The organism is Leclercia sp. LSNIH1 (genome assembly GCF_002902985.1).
Taxonomy (GTDB): Bacteria; Pseudomonadota; Gammaproteobacteria; order Enterobacterales; family Enterobacteriaceae; genus Enterobacter.
In genome coordinates this window covers 131,023-147,597 of sequence record NZ_CP026171.1, presented here as the reverse complement: position 1 = coordinate 147,597, position 16,575 = coordinate 131,023, and the positions used below count along the sequence as shown (strand labels likewise).

22 protein-coding genes are annotated in these 16,575 nt (G+C 47.6%); 2 read left to right on the top strand and 20 right to left on the bottom strand.

The window, feature by feature from the left end:
- Positions 1-188: 188 nt before the first annotated feature.
- The 20 genes from C2U54_RS25945 to C2U54_RS25840 all read right to left on the bottom strand — a co-directional run bounded on the left by C2U54_RS25945 (position 189) and on the right by C2U54_RS25840 (position 14,313).
- Positions 189-395: a hypothetical protein gene (locus C2U54_RS25945; RefSeq protein ID WP_040113310.1), complete on the bottom strand. Its 207-nt coding sequence runs from the start codon at positions 393-395 to the stop codon at positions 189-191.
- 34 nt (positions 396-429) lie between these two features.
- On the bottom strand, positions 430-654 hold the full coding sequence (locus tag C2U54_RS25940) for a hypothetical protein (RefSeq protein ID WP_022652349.1): 225 nt from the start codon (positions 652-654) through the stop codon (positions 430-432).
- A gap of 49 nt (positions 655-703) precedes the next feature.
- A complete protein-coding gene (locus tag C2U54_RS27585) occupies positions 704-907 on the bottom strand; it encodes a hypothetical protein (RefSeq protein WP_022652350.1) in 204 nt (67 codons plus the stop codon).
- 569 nt (positions 908-1,476) lie between these two features.
- Positions 1,477-1,968, bottom strand: a complete 492-nt coding sequence (locus tag C2U54_RS25925) for a DUF3085 domain-containing protein (RefSeq protein ID WP_040113309.1) — start codon at positions 1,966-1,968, stop codon at positions 1,477-1,479.
- 4 nt (positions 1,969-1,972) lie between these two features.
- Positions 1,973-2,284 (bottom strand): DUF957 domain-containing protein, encoded by a 312-nt coding sequence (locus C2U54_RS25920; protein WP_022652352.1) that lies wholly within the window; start codon positions 2,282-2,284, stop codon positions 1,973-1,975.
- A 199-nt stretch (positions 2,285-2,483) separates the two neighbouring features.
- Complete coding sequence (locus C2U54_RS25915) at positions 2,484-2,864, bottom strand: hypothetical protein (RefSeq protein WP_015063021.1); 381 nt, start codon at positions 2,862-2,864, stop codon at positions 2,484-2,486.
- Between the two features lie 84 nt (positions 2,865-2,948).
- Positions 2,949-3,197: a hypothetical protein gene (locus tag C2U54_RS25910; protein WP_022652354.1), complete on the bottom strand. Its 249-nt coding sequence runs from the start codon at positions 3,195-3,197 to the stop codon at positions 2,949-2,951.
- 33 nt (positions 3,198-3,230) lie between these two features.
- Positions 3,231-3,467, bottom strand: coding sequence for a hypothetical protein (locus tag C2U54_RS25905; RefSeq protein ID WP_022652355.1), 237 nt, complete (start codon positions 3,465-3,467; stop codon positions 3,231-3,233).
- A gap of 44 nt (positions 3,468-3,511) precedes the next feature.
- Positions 3,512-4,209, bottom strand: a protein-coding gene (locus C2U54_RS25900) for an IS1-like element IS1B family transposase (protein WP_103178130.1) whose coding sequence is annotated in 2 segments (ribosomal slippage) — positions 3,512-3,960 and positions 3,960-4,209 — 699 coding nt in all. Because the reading frame shifts where the segments join, the coding sequence is not laid out codon by codon here.
- Positions 4,210-4,399: 190 nt separating this feature from the next.
- Positions 4,400-5,008, bottom strand: coding sequence for a DUF6012 family protein (locus tag C2U54_RS25890; RefSeq protein ID WP_040113308.1), 609 nt, complete (start codon positions 5,006-5,008; stop codon positions 4,400-4,402).
- Positions 5,009-5,038: 30 nt separating this feature from the next.
- Positions 5,039-5,563 (bottom strand): HNH endonuclease, encoded by a 525-nt coding sequence (locus tag C2U54_RS25885; protein ID WP_040113339.1) that lies wholly within the window; start codon positions 5,561-5,563, stop codon positions 5,039-5,041.
- A 33-nt stretch (positions 5,564-5,596) separates the two neighbouring features.
- A complete protein-coding gene (locus tag C2U54_RS25880) occupies positions 5,597-5,905 on the bottom strand; it encodes a hypothetical protein (RefSeq protein ID WP_040113307.1) in 309 nt (102 codons plus the stop codon).
- Positions 5,902-6,600, bottom strand: a complete 699-nt coding sequence (locus C2U54_RS25875) for a hypothetical protein (protein WP_187116898.1) — start codon at positions 6,598-6,600, stop codon at positions 5,902-5,904. The genes C2U54_RS25880 and C2U54_RS25875 overlap by 4 nt, the downstream gene beginning before the upstream one ends.
- 138 nt (positions 6,601-6,738) lie before the next feature.
- Positions 6,739-6,963 carry a hypothetical protein gene (locus C2U54_RS25870; RefSeq protein WP_022652360.1) on the bottom strand — a complete coding sequence of 75 codons (225 nt, stop codon included), beginning with the start codon at positions 6,961-6,963 and terminating at the stop codon, positions 6,739-6,741.
- Positions 6,964-7,020: 57 nt separating this feature from the next.
- Positions 7,021-7,515 carry a hypothetical protein gene (locus C2U54_RS25865; RefSeq protein ID WP_015063025.1) on the bottom strand — a complete coding sequence of 165 codons (495 nt, stop codon included), beginning with the start codon at positions 7,513-7,515 and terminating at the stop codon, positions 7,021-7,023.
- A gap of 181 nt (positions 7,516-7,696) precedes the next feature.
- Entirely contained in the window at positions 7,697-9,103 is a 1,407-nt protein-coding gene (locus C2U54_RS25860; protein ID WP_223866369.1) for a hypothetical protein, read from the bottom strand.
- Positions 9,104-9,256: 153 nt separating this feature from the next.
- Complete coding sequence (locus C2U54_RS25855; protein ID WP_000140246.1) at positions 9,257-9,586, bottom strand: hypothetical protein; 330 nt, start codon at positions 9,584-9,586, stop codon at positions 9,257-9,259.
- A 204-nt stretch (positions 9,587-9,790) separates the two neighbouring features.
- The gene (locus tag C2U54_RS25850) at positions 9,791-12,562 is read right to left on the bottom strand and encodes a P-loop NTPase fold protein (RefSeq protein ID WP_032415320.1); all 2,772 of its coding nucleotides are present in this window, start codon (positions 12,560-12,562) and stop codon (positions 9,791-9,793) included.
- A gap of 67 nt (positions 12,563-12,629) precedes the next feature.
- A protein-coding gene (locus tag C2U54_RS25845) for an IS3 family transposase (RefSeq protein ID WP_087855188.1) occupies positions 12,630-13,780 on the bottom strand; the annotation gives its coding sequence in 2 pieces (ribosomal slippage) (positions 12,630-13,522 and positions 13,522-13,780; 1,152 coding nt in all).
- Positions 13,781-13,824: 44 nt separating this feature from the next.
- Positions 13,825-14,313, bottom strand: a complete 489-nt coding sequence (locus C2U54_RS25840) for a P-loop NTPase fold protein (protein WP_023280967.1) — start codon at positions 14,311-14,313, stop codon at positions 13,825-13,827.
- Between the two features lie 858 nt (positions 14,314-15,171).
- On the opposite strand from C2U54_RS25840, the gene C2U54_RS25835 reads away from it, so the two are divergent.
- Together C2U54_RS25835 and acuR are read left to right on the top strand one after the other, a co-directional pair.
- Complete coding sequence (locus tag C2U54_RS25835) at positions 15,172-15,468, top strand: helix-turn-helix transcriptional regulator (RefSeq protein ID WP_017384073.1); 297 nt, start codon at positions 15,172-15,174, stop codon at positions 15,466-15,468.
- 423 nt (positions 15,469-15,891) lie between these two features.
- Positions 15,892-16,548 (top strand): acrylate utilization transcriptional regulator AcuR, encoded by a 657-nt coding sequence (acuR, locus tag C2U54_RS25830; protein ID WP_023280966.1) that lies wholly within the window; start codon positions 15,892-15,894, stop codon positions 16,546-16,548.
- Positions 16,549-16,575: the final 27 nt, after the last annotated feature.

The window sequence follows — 16,575 nt, the reverse complement described above, 5'->3', positions numbered from 1 at the left end:
GGCCTCTGGCCCAAATAACCCGTGGTGAAATATTTTGACGAATATCTGAAAAGTGAAAATGGCAACCGGGAAAAGGACGGTTTTTATTTTAAGTGTGCCGATGACGTCTGACAGGGGAATTAAATTTGACGGTCTTTGATTTAAAAAAAGGTAGAAGGAGGTCACCTGGACACCTCCTTCTCCGGCGCTCAGTTTGAGAATACGTTAACGCTGTAGCGTCTACCGAGCACCTCGGCAGTGGTATCCACAATTTTCTGAATATCATCGGTAATCGTGGGTTTACTGAATGCGACAGTATGCAGTTCGCCAGCTTGTTCCGCCGTCGCGCCATCATGAAAGCGGCTGGCATCGTACAGCTGGACCCGGAGCGTCCGGGTGTGATCAACATGGGGCAATGTTCTTCTCCTGTTCAGCCAGTCGCCATAAGCGTTAATAATCACTTTCTTCCGGTTGCGGCTGAGTGACAAACTGGTACTTTACTCCATTAGGGACACCAACGGCTTTTGCTACGGATTCACACAGCAGCGACAGGTCATTCAGCGTCATCGGATATTCGATGTCGACTGAATATAGGGCCCCGGCATTCTCGGCGTCTTCGATGTTTTTAAACTGGGCGCTGAAAATGGCGACGGTAGAAATTTCAATGTTGTGCATGAGTCAGTCCTTATGAAAAAAAAGCCACCGAAAGGTGGCTGAGTAAAAGTTACTGCGCCTGGCTGGCCTTGTCCGCATTTTTGGTGTAACCAACTCGGGCAATGACGACGGCAATTGCAAGGAGAGCAGCGAGACCGCCGTAGAATACAGATCGGGAAACATCGGCGAACATATCGCTCAAGTTATCAACGCCGAGGAGAAATACACAGATAATGACGATAAAGCGAACTGGTTTGCTATAAAACAATTTCATCAGTAGCTATCCTTCTGGGGTGAAATGACAACAGCATTACACCACATCAGATACCGTTTTTTTTTCGCTAACGGGCCTATTTTGACCAGAAAAAAATAGCGCCTCAGGGTTGGCAATGGCGAGGTTCTTTTCGAGGTACCTGTGGTCATCCCGTCCTGATATCAGAGAGAAAAACGGTTCCAATTGAAAAATTTAGTCGCGTTCGATGGACCTCAGGAGATCACTCCCAGTGGCGCTCAGCTTGACCTGATAATAACTTCCCGGTAAAGGCCGCTGGGACGGATTAACCAGCTCAACCAACCCAAGCCGAAAGAGGACCGGGGTGCTACGGCATCGCACATCATCCGATGCCCCCCTATACATCCGGCATTCCCGGGCCCGACGAAATTCACCGCAGATCTCATACTTCGTTCCGCTTGCCAGACGATGCAACACATAGATTTGGGCCTGTGTAAGCGGGGAAATAGGTCGCTTTGTGTCAGCCATAATACTCCTTTTAAGGTGGGTCTGTTCGGCTGGCTGAAAGATCAGGGACAGACCATGTTAGACCGATACAGCCTGTGACTCGTTTATCCATTCACCAGCGTTATTTTTGTAGGGGATACTTTGAGACTAAAAGCCTTAAGTTTCTTTTCGATTGCGAGTTCAAACCACTCAAGCGGTACAGTAACTGTACTATCATCTCCTCCCATAATCTGATCAGACTCATAATTCCAATCTTCATCAAGCGACGGATTCATTCCACGGGCATAGATAGCTGTATCTCGGGAGACAGGACTTCCATCCAGAGAAGCATTGGTAATCAGACAGACGCCATGGCCTTTTACCAGAGTAATCTGAGGGGTCAGACGGGTCTGAACCATATGCTTTGGCGATGGCCAGAAAACTTCCCCTGCCAGGCAAGCTTCTTTTTCCGTCTTACCAGCTTCGTTAAGAGGCACCCCCCCCGGATAATTTGTTGGCTCAAAAAGCTGATCAACGGTTGCAAGGAATTGCTCCGCTGACTGGATTTCTTTAAGCAGTTTTTTTACCCCTGAAATCTCGAATGTTAATCTGCTCATCTGATTATTCTCCGCAATCCGGCGCTAGCATCAAATGCTTGGTTGCCAAGAGCAGCTCTTTGACGTCAGCAGGAGAAACCTCCCCATTGCCTTCGACAGCGTCCTGTAAACGCTGACGCGTCGCCTGAATCGTATCAGACGACAGAGATGCAAGTTTGCTCAATACCGCGTTAGCTTTTTCCACTGCGGGATACAGGGCTTCTGAGGTGGTATTGTCTACATCATTATCGAAGACCAGCTCAGACTCCATATTAATATTGTCTTCAAGCCAGCTAGAAAGAATATCAAGAAAAGACATGACTTTATTAATCTGCATTTTTTTGCCCGCGGTTGGTGTAAACCCAATATAACAAACCGACTCTCCCGGCTAATAACCCAAAGAGCAAAAAAATAGATAAATTAGATAGGACAGAATTTAGTTTAAAAAGGTGTAAAGACAGACCCGCTATAAATAAACTCAGCACTGAAGGAAAAAACCTTCCATATCGGAAGGCTTATGGTGCATCAGGTAAAAACTACTGCTGCTTCTGGAACGCGACGAACGTCGCAAAAACAGCTATCAACACTGCCATGAAGTAAACCAGGTATGAGCCGGATTGCCAGATATTTACGCCGAAAAAAGAAAGTAACTTTCCGTCCGGGATAATAGAAAAAGCCAGGTTCCATAATCCGGTCAGTACAACCTGAGCGATAATCATTTTTCCCAGCGCACCCAGTTCCTGAGTTGCATACATTGCAGCCATTACAAATGTCAGAACTACCACAAGGAGAGCAGACAAAGCCACAACCGAAATGCTCAGTCCGACGGACGTAAATATAATGGCTTCTTTAAAAGCCAGACCTGTAAACCCCCAGATCAGAATGACTAAAATGAAAAACAACAGGATAAATTTCATTAAAATTGCGTCCCTCTTTCAGTGGTAGAATCTGGCTACGATGTCAAAGGCCAGCCTACCACTCGCAGAATGTATAACATGAGGTTAAATACAAATCCGTTCACAGGCCCGTTTCAGTGTTTCTTTGGTATGACATTGTGTGGCCTGATTTAACTGTGTCCGGATATGCTGCTCATCATGGCCGTCAGCAACAAAGAGTTTGATTTTACTTTCAAGACGGCTCATTGCTTCGTACAATTTCGCTTCTTTATTGTTCTTCATGAAGCGAAGAACGTAATCCGCAATAATATGCACAGGCGGTGTTTTGATTTCACGGGAGCGATTGCTGGTCATGATTCTTTCCAATTTTTTGTATTGAAAATACCGTTATACGGTGCCACCACATTTAAGCCAACCTTTTCCGGTTGTATAAGAAATGCGACCGTCCTTAATTAGCGATTGCAAACGGCGGTCAAGAATCCGCAATGGTTGCGGATTGCTTTCCCTAGCGGCAATCCTGTGACACTCTGCTTTGATTTCTCCGGCAAATAATGTCGCGAACGGCTTAGGAACCGGGGTTAGAACTTCGATGAGTGCCTTGTCCAGCGCCAGATATTCATCCATGTTTATGTCCTTACACATAATAAACTAACGGTAATGACTCCAACTTATTGATAGTGTTTTATGTTCAGATAATGCCCGATGACTTTGTCATGCAGCTCCACCGATTTTGAGAACGACAGCGACTTCCGTCCCAGCCGTGCCAGGTGCTGCCTCAGATTCAGGTTATGCCGCTCAATTCGCTGCGTATATCGCTTGCTGATTACGTGCAGCTTTCCCTTCAGGCGGGATTCATACAGCGGCCAGCCATCCGTCATCCATATCACCACGTCAAAGGGTGACAGCAGGCTCATAAGACGCCCCAGCGTCGCCATAGTGCGTTCACCGAATACGTGCGCAACAACCGTCTTCCGGAGCCTGTCATACGCGTAAAACAGCCAGCGCTGGCGCGATTTAGCCCCGACGTATCCCCACTGTTCGTCCATTTCCGCGCAGACGATGACGTCACTGCCCGGCTGTATGCGCGAGGTTACCAACTGCGGCCTGAGTTTTTTAAATGGCGGAAAATCGTGTTGAGGCCAACGCCCATAATGCGGGCGGTTGCCCGGCATCCAACGCCATTCATGGCCATATCAATGATTTTCTGGTGCGTACCGGGTTGAGAAGCGGTGTAAGTGAACTGCAGTTGCCATGTTTTACGGCAGTGAGAGCAGAGATAGCGCTGATGTCCGGCAGTGCTTTTGCCGTTACGCACCACCCCGTCAGTAGCTGAACAGGAGGGACAGCTGATAGAAACAGAAGCCACTGGAGCACCTCAAAAACACCATCATACACTAAATCAGTAAGTTGGCAGCATCACCTAAACTAACTATGATTTAACTAATTATACCGAATCGGGGTACGAACCGAATAACCTACAGGTTGGAAAATCAACTTCCCCGGTATATCCATTGAGAGTCTGTCAGCCTGTGCAACGACATCAGGCTGATCGCCACTCACCCGCTAATAACAATGGCCTGCTCCGGTTGTGGCTGGCGATCCCCCCGCAGTGCCTCAGACTCCCTGAGACGGGCTGATGGCATCGTCATTGCCTTAAACCCCTCTTCCCGCGTACGCACCAGCATCCCCCACGAATAGGTTTCACAGACATCGTTCTCTAAATTGGGTTCGGTCGACAGCAGGGACTCCATCTTCGGTTCGATGTGTACCGGCGCAATGTTTTTATAGACAGGGTGAACACGATACTCTTCAGACGCCTGTGCCCGGTAGCTCCCTTGCGCCAGCAGCACGTCATGGGAAACCAGGTCATATTCCGTATCTTCGACAAAGGTCTTCAGGGTGTGCGTTATTTTGCCGTATCCTTCAATATTCCAGACGGAGACCATCGTAAACTCTTCTAACGCTCGGGGAATTTTGACCAGAAATCCATTCAATGCCTTGCGACCCTTCAGCATACCCACCAGGTATTGCTTGTTCGGATAAGGGCGCATCGCAAACAGGTCATTTCCTGTCAGGTGAAGCGACAGTTCCGTGACGCTCACGGAATCCAGCGTGCAGAGATTTCCCATCGGATGCAGGATTTTAGGTACCAGGTGTAAAAACATCGTCATTATCCTCGTTTATTATGGTTTCAATTATTTCGGTGTCGCTTGATACATTTCGAACCAGAAGACAATCGGCTTCTCCGTGACTTCAATTAATCCAAATCGCTCTGCGGTCCTGAAGTTGACGCTGTATGCCCTGGCGCGTTCTACCTGGCGGCTTATTTCTTTCCGCATTCCTTCAACACTCAATGCACCTTTAAAGAGATTGCAGGGGGCGCAAGCCGGAAAAAGATTTTCGCTTGCATGCAGTTCAGGATGCATGACCTTACCGGTACTTCGAGCCTGGTGTGTCACTCGGCTTCCAGCGGGGGCTCTGACCATTTCAAAATCCCGCCTCACCGGTTCAACATGATCGGCATGCCAGCCTTTTTCCGGCAGAGTACAGCCGCAATAGGCACACCGACCACCAAATTTCAAACGCAGTTCGGCTCGTTGCTCTTTGGATATTTTATTTTTGGGCTTTGAAAATCGCCCATCATCAGATTTAACCTTCGGGAGGAGTTCTGAAAAATTGGGTAATTCGATTACTGAGCCTTTGTTATTTAGAACTTTCACCGGACCTCCCAACCATATTAAGACGGTTTTTTATTAAATTTCCTGAATTAGTTTTCGGATTTTAATCAGGTGTGGTCGGCTTAATTTACATAGCTGTTCGGTCGCGGCATCCAGAGTGGGGAATACATGGGCCTCATTAATATCCACTGTCCAGCATTTCGCCTTCCCTTCCCCCAGATCAGATTCAAAATAATTTCGCTTTACTCCGACCTGCTTTGGTCTTCCATTTATCCTGATAATCTCGTGCCGCTCATCGAAGATAAAACCATCACCGACTAACGTCAGAAGAACAAAAGGACCTTCGGGTTTTTCCGTACCCAGCGAACTCACCTCATTATTCATGCGACTTCCCCAGCAATGCGCTCAAAATTGATTACCCACACCCACGGGTTGGCCTGCCAACTGTCTTCTCCATAGGTGTCTTTCCAAAGGCTGCGGAAGCCAAGAAAATGCTTATCGCCAATAACACAACATTCGGTTGGGGCTCCTTCAGCTTTCGCATCCTCTTCGCTGATGCAGTTTAACCGCTCTACTCGCAAATCGGTGATTTCCAGTACTATACGGCTGGCCCAGCGAGGCATATGGATAGAAGGTGTCCACGCACCTTCGAACTTCATATTTTCTGTACGGGGCTTCCAGTCGGCCTCATCAGGGATCGACCACAGCCCATAATCCCCCGAACGCTGTTCACAGCTCGCACGGTAAATGCGGGCTGCTTCAGATCTGTCCATCACAATGTTGTCATTCCAGTCCACCGCGCACGCATCTTCATTCCCGAGCAAGGAAAACGCTTCACGTACAGTAATACGGTCGCCAACTACACCGTACGGACAGGCGCGAAGCGCCGAATTTGGCTGAGTTCCTGTTGGAAGCCACCAGTCATGCGTATGCCCACGATGTCGCGGTGTTTGCGCAGGCCTTACCGACCATTCAGGTGAACTGTACTGAGGCTCTATAATCCGCCGCGTCTGTGTTTTCTGGTTTGCCAGAATTGCCCTGACCATTTCATCTTTAAAAAGCATTCCACGTGTCTTCACTGTGGTTTCTCCTTTCACACATGGTTCACACATTGAGAAGCCTATCCATCTTTATTCGCCCATCCCTGGAAACGACAGTCGTTACACGGTCGCGGGACTCTACATCCCTTCCTGAAAACGTGGTGTACACACCCCGAATTAATCTTCATCCGCTTCCACTACCGGCTCGGTCGTAATTTCATATTTCACGCAACCAGGTGCATCCAACGCTTTCGCGACAGACTCACACAGCAATGACAAATCATTCAGGGTCATCGGATATTCAACTTCCAGGCTGTAAAGTGCATTGGCGCTGGAGGCAGTGGCCTTGTCAGCGTGGCAGGCATTAAAAATGAAAACGGTATTTTTTTCTTGAATAGTCATAGTGCAATCCTCTGGATAATTAGCCCTGTTTTCAGGACGGTTTTCGATTAAAATTATCTATTCTTTTTTATTACTTACTGAAATCTGTTGAACAGGTTCTGACTGATCATTTTCTCCGACCGGTGTTTTGTCGACAAATGACCATTCTTGTTTGGGTTCTTTATATAAAGCACTAGCCTCAGTATTCATCCATGATTCAAAAGCAACATAAGTCATGCCTTCCTCACTAACGCGGGCCTTAAAAACCTCCCAAGCTTGCAGATCAAGCGGCTGGTACTCTTTCAGCGACTGGTCAAGCCATCCCTTCCAGATTTCCTTACGATGTTTAAAATGAGGTATAGCCAGGTATGCATAACTACCCGCAACACAAATTAAATACAGGAAGCCGCTCCATAGAGAGGAATTGAAAAAAATCTGACTAGGGAAAATACATGCCACTATGGCAATAATTAATAGCAGGTGTTCCTTACCAGTGGGCTTATTAAATTCCCAGTTGATTGAAATGCCCCTTATCTTCCTTAAGTTCCTTTTTTTATCCTCTTTATCGGTCATATATCAGTCCCTAATAGTTTTAAAATGGATGTTGTTAGTCTGATGAAAAAAGTTACTTTTCAAACCCGCACCGTAACGGACTTCACCCCTGCGAGCATTACACCACACACATTTCATCTATTTTTCCGTTAACGGGGCTATTTTCACGCTTTTTTAGGTCTGTCTGATTGTGCTAATTGCCTCACGCCAGCAGGCGGACCAGACGATTCAGCAGAGGCCTTAACAGTGCCGCAGTACTCTCCCGGCAATCATCCACATGCCGGAATCCCGTCTTTTTCGAAGACTGGGGACCGGACAGCATCCTCAGCGCCCAAATAACCTCCCGTAAGGTTTCGTCGTACTCCTGGGAAATACACCTGGCTAACGTCGTCAGAAAGCGTTTTCTGACAGCCCGGTAATACAACCGTTCCTCCGGTTGCATTGATTGAGGCTTAATCCGCAGGTTACAGAGAGTCAGTACAGCGTCGAGCAGACCGGCTTTCAGTTCGTCACCCGTCCGGGCCAGATGTTGCTGGCGTTCGTTCTCCAGTTGCGTCGTGATCCATGCCCCAAGAGGCGTTCGGTTGTGGGTGTGCAGCGCCACACAGGCCGCAACACAGCACCAGAAGCGCAGTTTCTGCCGCTGCCCCCGCAGTTTACGGGCAACGAGCAGGCGGTAATCGCAGTCGGTCAGGATCTTGAAACGGTGGCTGACGAGCAGGGACGGCAGCGGCGTCTGGTCGTTAATGCCAAGACGTGAAAAGGCCTGCCCGCGTTGAGCGAGGCGGTGGTACACCGCACCTTTCCCCCGGGAAATTCGGACGGCGCCGTATCTAAGCAGGTACTGTGCCGCCGCCACGGGGGTAAACTCACCGTCAGACACACGCTGGCGTAATCCGTCATATTCATGCCAGATAATCCAGGACGCAGTGTCTTCATCGACCGTCAGCTCATCCTCTTCTTCGAATGCAACGATGTTCAGGCTTTCCCCGCTGCTCAGCAGGCTGCGGGAAGCACGGTCATCCTCCCGACCGTCAAAATAGGCCATTTCGGCAGACGGATCAGACAGCCCGTCAAATGACGTCCCGATACGGCCTTCCGGCAACTTCATCCAGCGTGGTGCTGGCATCGGCGTGCGGGGTACGGGTTGCATAGCTGGCTCATCGTCGAGCAGATCCAGTGCCCCCCCTTCCCACACCTGGCGGTAAAGTTCGATGGCGCGAAATGGTCGCGGGTTAAAGCAATGCAGTGACCAGAGAAAGTCGATATGCAGCACGTTGGCTTCCTGCACCAGTCGAAACTGCGGCTCCGCCATGCGGCGGTTATGCGCCGTATCTTCGACCTCGCCAGAAAGTAACTTTTCCCGCACCGCTGCGGCCCGCTGGGCCTCCACGTAATCGAGGCTGCAACAGATATGGAACAGTCGTTCGGTCAGGGACGACGAGAAAACATTGGGCTGAAGACGCACATACCCGCCCTCAAACACTTTGCGGCCGATATAATCCCGAAGGCTCCAGTCGTACTGGATTTTGGTCAGGAAACGCTGAAGGCGGTTTAGACCAGCCTGGTAGCCGTACTTCTCAGGATCAGTGCGGAGTAAGGTTTCCATCGAGTGGTCAATGCCGACGGCGCAGCATAAGGAGCACCCTATAATTCTGATCATTTAGAAATTTTTTTGCGTTTAAAATCAATGAATTGAAAGATTTCATTTTTCTAAGTCTGATAAAACAGATGAAAACCCAACTGACTATACTCATAAAACTCAATCTTTGCGCTGCTGTACGATACCAGTAATTACAGGCGCCGAGTTTAACATCATGAAAAGTAGCCCAATAATGAATGACGCAACGCCAGCTGCGGTGCCTAACTTCTGACTGAACACCATTGAAACAAAGTACATATTTGGGATAAAAACGGACATAGCAATCACGAAAAGTAACTTATTCAGATAATTATTTATTCGGGTCTTAACCTCAACTCTATCATAAAAAGCCATCGAAACGTAAGCAGTTATCAGTGAATAAAAAGACCATGTCATATAGTTAACCGATTCATTAAATGCCTCTCGCAAAAGCAAAGCACTTTCTGTCATTCCCTACCTCATTAAATCAATAGAAAATAAATCTGAATAATTTATTTTTAAAAGAAAAGAACACAACATAACTTCAGTAGTTATGATTAATCCCTGAATGATTATTTCTTAGCAAGATATAACATGCTTAATGTATATCAGGCAATAAAAAAACTCCCAAAGACCACCGCTGTGGTCTTCAGGTATAGGATTTAAAGAACGAACTCAGTCCGGAAACGTATCACTATCTTCTGTAACGTCCGCTTTCTCTGGTAACATTCTGTTTTTAATATACTGTGAATTCCTGCAGATGAGAGGAAAAATCTCCGAGTTATTCATTATACAACTCGTTGCCGTACGGGCGTCCTCCGGAGACCATGATGAAAATGAAAACGTCTGACGGTCAAGCCATTGAGACAATAATACATTATCAACAGAAGCGCTAAACAGCGCCGCAATAGCCCTGCGTTCAACGGCCTTCTCAGGTTCAATAAACGACAACTCATTATGAAAACGGGTAATAATCGCAATACGGCTGTCAATACGAATATGTCTTTCAAGTAAGACATCGTGCAACTCATCAAGTACAGTCTCTCTCTGGGTATCGTCGAGGCAAGACCACAGGAAATGAATGTTCTCGGCATTTGTGACAACGTCTGGCTCTGCATCACGGAACCATGATGCAAAGATACCCACACTACCTTCCATCCGGATATGCTGCCCCTGAAGTTGCATTTGTTCAAGGATAAAGCGCATGTTCACAGGAAGAACCGTAAAACACTCAATAAGCCTTTCAGAAGAACTAAATACTCCACATGCCAGGGCGTTCAGCTTTTTCTTCAAAATATCAAACTGCTCACCTGACTGATATACGTCATGGAGAAATACTGGACCCATAGCATTCACATCAGACTCAATTATTTTCTCTGACAGTGCTTTTTGACGCTCTCGCACAAATATTAAAAGAGAGGTTGCATTTGTAGCTTCTTTGATGACGTCATACTGACCTTTAACAAAGCTCAGGACAGGTATATTCACCAGAAGACCTAAATCAACAATCCTGCCAACAGCATTTTTGATGTACGGCAGAACATTTTTATCCTTAAGTGCTATAAAGATACTCTCGGCAGTACGTAGATAACGAAGATATGCAGCCAAAGCCAGGTCAAACCGTTCCTCACCAATATGTTCACTGTACGACTCGATACCGGCATAGTTACCATGGAGCACCATGTGAGCAACAGCCTGTGCAGCAAATTCCGCAGGGAAGAGATTCCTCGTCGCCGTATTATTAAGATAATATTGATTTAAAACATTATTATTCCAGTCCGGGCTCAGAACAATTTTTCTGAAATGGATAACGTCCTCAACAACCTGACGATTTTTAAGCGTCATTATTGCAGAGCTAACCTGAGCCCCACCTGTACCATCATTCTTTCCAATTACGTTCTGTACCGCCTTCGATGCAATATTGATATGCCGGATAATTCCCGGATTAAAAAGGTCTATCTGAGGTTGCTCAGCTCCATAGCGTAACATCTCCTCCCGACCGTGATTTCCGATATCTAGTGTGCCAATTTTCAGGTTTGACAAGGTCTCTTCATTATTGACAAGGTATTCCACATAAAATACGCCATCTACAAAATTCTCCATTTTATTCAGTAGTGATTCACCGGCCAGAACAGAGTATGAATCAGCTTCCTGCAGCAACGTCTGCGTGGATTCAGCCTCCAATTTTTCTGAATCCTGAATTTCATCAAGTTTACTCACAATAAACGATATTTGCCTTTCGACGAAAGGCTCTAGGCTTATCCGCCCGTCAGCCATCAGTTTCTGCAGACTCAATACGAAACCTTCATCATTCTTTTCTCTGAGTGAAACAGCATAACTCTGATTCAGCATTTGCACTGCGACTTTGAGTTGCGGTTCGGCGAGAGCCTGACACTTCTCATCCATCCGGCTATAAGAAACCAGCCAGTCTCGCATCTGAATATGTGGTGCCACTCGCTGCCATGCTTCAGCGAAACCCCACAAGGCCGTCAGTTCTTCAAGCCGTGGGATATTTATAGCACCAATCGCGTCTTTAAGAGGCGTATCAAGCAACTCGCTCCTGGCAAGCTCCACCGTGGACTGATAGTGGATGCTCATCAGAAATTCGCTCCATCTTTCTGTATCGTTATTAAAAATTCGGGATATTTGTTGATAAGTTAGCGAGAGCATCTCGTCAAAATCATCCGGAGCAATACCGGGTTCGGTCTGACTAGCTTTGGGATCGCGAAGTAATACTTTAATATCTCGCTCCCCGTATCTGACCACCAGTAAGTAGAGAGCAATAAGAATATGGCGATGATCTTCTGTTGCAGGAACGGTAAGGTTCAGAATATGAATATCATTAACAAACTTCTTCATTAATCGCGGTGTGATACGAGGATACTCAGAGGGTTTCCAGCGCTCAAGCAACACCGTTGCTTCCCGGCACGCTATCCCTGCATCCTCATTTACTGTTTCTTTCCAGTACTGCCTTAACGCTTCCTGCCATCCTGCCGAAATAAGAGGAGGAACCTGAAAACTTACAGGAATCCGCTTTGCAATAAACTCACGCCCGCTGAAACCCGCCACAGAAAGTGAGGCTGAAACCTGTCTTGCCGAATAGGGCACCACTATCCTGAAGTGTTCATGAGTGGCTCCGGCAATAAGCTCCATATCACTCCAGAGCTCTTTCACTTTGTCTGCACTGATTCGGTCCAGATTATCAATGATAAGGATGAAGCGATCTCCATGGGAAATGACCTCTTTGGAGGTAAATCCCTGCAGAGCTTCAGCCAGCTCAATAGCTCCGACCTCCTTATTAACTAGCCAAGTCTCTTCAATCCTGTCAGTACTGTTGCGTTTGAACAAATCACCAATACTCGAATACCCTTTCTTTCTGTACCATTCCATGTTCTGCAGGCATGCCAGTCCTGCGACCATAATGGCAGGAGAAAGAAACGCGGCCACCTCAACATAAAAAAGCCACCCTAATAATGACTCCTTGTGATCCTACCCACGTAATGTGGACACGGCCCTAAGCGAGGTTCTGGTTTTCAAATTGTTCGGGACTGAGTCCGCCACAGGCACTGTGTCGGCGCCACCGATTGTAATCACACTCGATATAATTAAACACCGTCATCCGCATGATTTCCCGGCTGATAAGGCGTTCCCCGTGGATACATTCCACCTTCAGCGAGTGGAAGAAGCTTTCCGCGCAGGCATTGTCGTAACAACATCCTTTGGCACTCATGCTACCGTGCAGATTATGCCGCTTCAGTAACGCCAGATAGTCTGCCGAACAGTACTGCCCGCCTCTGTCCGTATGCACGATGACATTTTCCGGGCGCTTACGTCGCCAGAGTGCCATCTGTAGCGCATCGCAGGCCAGCTGCGCTGTCATCCGCGACGACATCGACCAGCCGATGACAGCACGGGACCACAGGTCAATGACCACCGCCAGGTACAACCAGCCTTCGTCCGTGCGCAAGTACGTGATGTCACCCGCCCACTTCTGATTCGGGCCACTCGCGTAAAAATCCTGTTTCAGCAGATTTTCAGACACCGGCAGGCCATGTTCGCGGTATCGGACCGGGCTGAACTTCCGGGCCGCTTTTGCGCGAAGCCCCTGACGCCGCAGGCTGGCGGCAATGGTTTTGACGTTGTACTCAGGCAGTTCGTCAGCGAGACGAGGCGCACCATAACGCTGTTTTGCCTCAGTGAATGCCTGACGGACAGCAGTATCACAGACGAGCCGGAACTGCTGACGTGGTGTTATCTGCTGACGACGCAGACGCCACGCATACCAGCCGCTACGGGCGACCCGCAGTACCCGGCATATGGCTTTGACGCTGAACTCAGCCCGATGTTTTTCAATAAAGACATACTTCATTTCAGGCGCTTCGCGAAGTATGTCGCGGCCTTTTGGAGAATGGCCAGCTCCTCTGCCTGTTCCGCCAGTTGGCGCTTAAGACGGGCAATTTCAACGGACATTTCCTGCTCACGTTCGGAAGAGCTGCGGGCATTGTTAATCTTACTGCGCCATGCGTAGAGCTGGGATTCGTACAGGCTGAGTTCCCGGGCAGCGGCAGCAACACCGATACGTTCCGCAAGCTTCAGGGCTTCGTTGCGGAATTCAGGCGTGTACTGTTTGCGGGGCTTCTTACTGGTTGATGCTGGTTTTGTCATGAGTCACCTCTGGTTAAGAGTTTACTCACTTAGTCGTGTGTCCACTATTCGTGGGTAAGATCATTGTTAGTAAAATATTGATTAAGGTCTGTTAGCACATAACGAAGCATCTGCACGGAAAGCAATGACAGTAAAATAAAAACGACGGTCAACCAGCTTAGCCTGCTGCTGACCCTCTTGTCGTATTCAACGATGTTACCCAGAGCCAGATTTTTATACTTATCCAACACATCCCGGGAGCCCGGACATTGTAGGCTGACCCCGTGGTGGATGACATCGATAAGCGCTTTTTTAGTTGAGCCATGATGGTAACGTTCTGCATCAAAGTTAATGAACGTAAAATCATCTTTAAGCTTTTTCTGCAGGAACTTCAATATTGTTGACTTACCTGAACCCAGCTCACCTTCCAGACCAATAATATTGACATCAGGTGTCCTGATGATCTGAGCCACATTCTCTGCAACTTTTTCATGACTGCTGCCTCTAAACATATCCTGGTCAGCGGGTGATTCCGTCTGCAATCGTAGAGTCATTCAGCAATTTCCTTCGTTATAACGTAAGATTCTTTCACTATTAGACACAGTACAGAGCCCACAGCAACCAAATGACTGCAGCCGGGGCAGTTTAGTTTTAAGCATGCATAAGCCGATTTCGATGGAATCCCTTTCACACAATAATATTGAATTGAAGCAATGAAAACATTAATGTGTTTGTTGTGACTAGCTGCAGGGGCCTGGAAGAAATTCCAAAGCCTGACAAACCGGAACAGGGCTTGCTCTGCTCCGGTTTTATCCAGTTCATCTTGAAGCCCTTGTTTTTGTTACATATCCCTGCTCACTCTTTCAGCCATTGTTAAGCTTCTTGTGTGTAATCTGCGAATAATACGGATGCAAAATTGATGCAATGGATTATACATACCTACAGCGCACGTTACGCTGAGCTGAATCGAATTTCAGAGAACGTTCTTCGCTATTACCCTGCCCAGCCAGTTGAACACATTTTATCATCCGGCCCCGAGAGTGACATGTTCTCTGCCTGGTACAGCCTTCATCAGAGTCAAACTAGACGTTATTTACAGGCAAAAGAAGACAGCTACAGAGTTTAAGTCTGACATTATTCGTGGCTGTGTCTGCCTTCGGAGTTTTCAGCTTATCCCGATAACAGCGGTTTTGAAAAATTGACGTTTTTTACACCGGTACATTGCCCGAACGCAATCTCCCCCGTAGCGAAATACCGCCCCGCAGAAAATCGTCCATGCTCGGCATGCCCCTGGAACATCAGCATCTTTTCAATAAAGGTTTTACAGCCTATAGTCTGTATAACACAAAATACACCTTACCTGCTGTATTACAGGGCGGTACTCCCTACTCAGTCTGCGAGGCAGGTCACTTATGAATAATCAGTTCCCGATAAAAACGCTGAACCAGCTCAGACCTGTGCTAATCGGGTTTCGCAAAATCAAGGGCTTCACGCAAAAAGATGTGTCTGAGAGGCTTGGCGTAACGCAGCAAACCTATGCCCGCCTGGAAGCAAACCCTGCTAGCGCCAGTATTGATCGTCTGTACAAGGTATTCAGTATTCTGGGCGTAGAAATAACGCTGTCATCTATTTCCCCTTCACCCTTCATTTCCCACACAGAGATGAGGGGGGCATTTGACAGCACTCCCGCCAGACGGGAGAAATGGTGACTATTAGAAGTTTGCTAGTTTTGTCGAATGACGCCAACTACATGTCCGCATCCATCGAGTAGTGGCTTCAAGCCACGATTGTCACTGCCTCCGCTGCCTTTTTCCAGTAACTCTCTCCTTTTAATTCTAATATTTAGGGGTGTCAACGCAAAGCAGAAACGGCACCTTCTTTGCGAGACAGAAATGACCTGTGATTGCCTGGCCGATTTATGGCAGCTAAGTGCGAGAAGCGGATATAGCGAATTCGCCATTGTACGGGATTAGCAGGTTTACTGAAGCAACCTGCGATGGCGTTATGGCAATAGTCAGTCCCCTGTCCAGTCGGCATAGGTGGCCACCTCGTCACCGCCGGGGATAAACTGATTGAAGCCTCCGCGCAAAATCACTTATTCTTTTCCGTTAATAAAATGCAGGAGCAAAGTCATGACTGGCGAAATTCGTGGGCGAGGCAGGCCACGAAAAACAGAGAGTACCTATACAGATACCCGTAATGACCTGATCCGAAGCGGGCTTGAACTGCTCACGCAGAATGGTTTTCTTTCAACGGGAGTCGATGCCATTGTCAAAAATGCCAGTGTTCCTAAAGGCTCATTTTATTACTATTTCAAGAGCAAAGAAGAGTATGCCCAGACTGTTCTGAGCGCCTATGACAGTTTCTTTGTGCATAAACTCCAAAAACATCTGTATGAATCATCCTTCACACCAATGATGCGTCTGGAAAATTTCATCGACGATGCCTGCGACGGCATTAAAAAGTACAATTTCACCCGGGGCTGTCTGGTTGGCAATATGATGCAGGAGAGTCCGGGTCTTCCACTGTCCTTTATCAAACAGCTCCACGAAATACTTGAGCGCTGGCAGGCGCTTGTGGCGTGCTGTCTGTCCGACGCGTTATCTTCGGGCGAAATCCGTTCCGATATGAATAATACGCAACTGGCGGCCATTTTCTGGAGCAGTTGGGAGGGTGCCGTAATGCGTGCCAAACTTTATTGCTCAACCCAGCCTGTGTACGACTTCTGGAGCTATTTCAAAAAGTCAGTACGCTATCAGCCCTCTAAGGACACGGCTGTTGAAAAGTAAAAAAGGGGCCGCAGCCCCTGATAATAA

What these genes read in the sequence shown, in the direction of transcription:
- C2U54_RS25920 (WP_022652352.1), bottom strand. Translation starts at nt 2,284, where the DNA reads ATGCAGATTAATAAAGTCATGTCTTTTCTTGATATTCTTTCTAGCTGG.
- C2U54_RS25860 (WP_223866369.1), bottom strand. Translation starts at nt 9,103, where the DNA reads ATGGAAACCTTACTCCGCACTGATCCTGAGAAGTACGGCTACCAGGCT.
- C2U54_RS25940 (WP_022652349.1), bottom strand. Translation starts at nt 654, where the DNA reads ATGCACAACATTGAAATTTCTACCGTCGCCATTTTCAGCGCCCAGTTT.
- C2U54_RS25840 (WP_023280967.1), bottom strand. Translation starts at nt 14,313, where the DNA reads ATGACTCTACGATTGCAGACGGAATCACCCGCTGACCAGGATATGTTT.
- C2U54_RS25910 (WP_022652354.1), bottom strand. Translation starts at nt 3,197, where the DNA reads ATGACCAGCAATCGCTCCCGTGAAATCAAAACACCGCCTGTGCATATT.
- C2U54_RS25865 (WP_015063025.1), bottom strand. Translation starts at nt 7,515, where the DNA reads ATGACCGATAAAGAGGATAAAAAAAGGAACTTAAGGAAGATAAGGGGC.
- C2U54_RS25905 (WP_022652355.1), bottom strand. Translation starts at nt 3,467, where the DNA reads ATGGATGAATATCTGGCGCTGGACAAGGCACTCATCGAAGTTCTAACC.
- C2U54_RS25915 (WP_015063021.1), bottom strand. Translation starts at nt 2,864, where the DNA reads ATGAAATTTATCCTGTTGTTTTTCATTTTAGTCATTCTGATCTGGGGG.
- C2U54_RS25925 (WP_040113309.1), bottom strand. Translation starts at nt 1,968, where the DNA reads ATGAGCAGATTAACATTCGAGATTTCAGGGGTAAAAAAACTGCTTAAA.
- C2U54_RS25855 (WP_000140246.1), bottom strand. Translation starts at nt 9,586, where the DNA reads ATGACAGAAAGTGCTTTGCTTTTGCGAGAGGCATTTAATGAATCGGTT.
- C2U54_RS27585 (WP_022652350.1), bottom strand. Translation starts at nt 907, where the DNA reads ATGAAATTGTTTTATAGCAAACCAGTTCGCTTTATCGTCATTATCTGT.
- C2U54_RS25835 (WP_017384073.1), top strand. Translation starts at nt 15,172, where the DNA reads ATGAATAATCAGTTCCCGATAAAAACGCTGAACCAGCTCAGACCTGTG.
- C2U54_RS25890 (WP_040113308.1), bottom strand. Translation starts at nt 5,008, where the DNA reads ATGTTTTTACACCTGGTACCTAAAATCCTGCATCCGATGGGAAATCTC.
- acuR (WP_023280966.1), top strand. Translation starts at nt 15,892, where the DNA reads ATGACTGGCGAAATTCGTGGGCGAGGCAGGCCACGAAAAACAGAGAGT.
- C2U54_RS25870 (WP_022652360.1), bottom strand. Translation starts at nt 6,963, where the DNA reads ATGACTATTCAAGAAAAAAATACCGTTTTCATTTTTAATGCCTGCCAC.
- C2U54_RS25880 (WP_040113307.1), bottom strand. Translation starts at nt 5,905, where the DNA reads ATGAATAATGAGGTGAGTTCGCTGGGTACGGAAAAACCCGAAGGTCCT.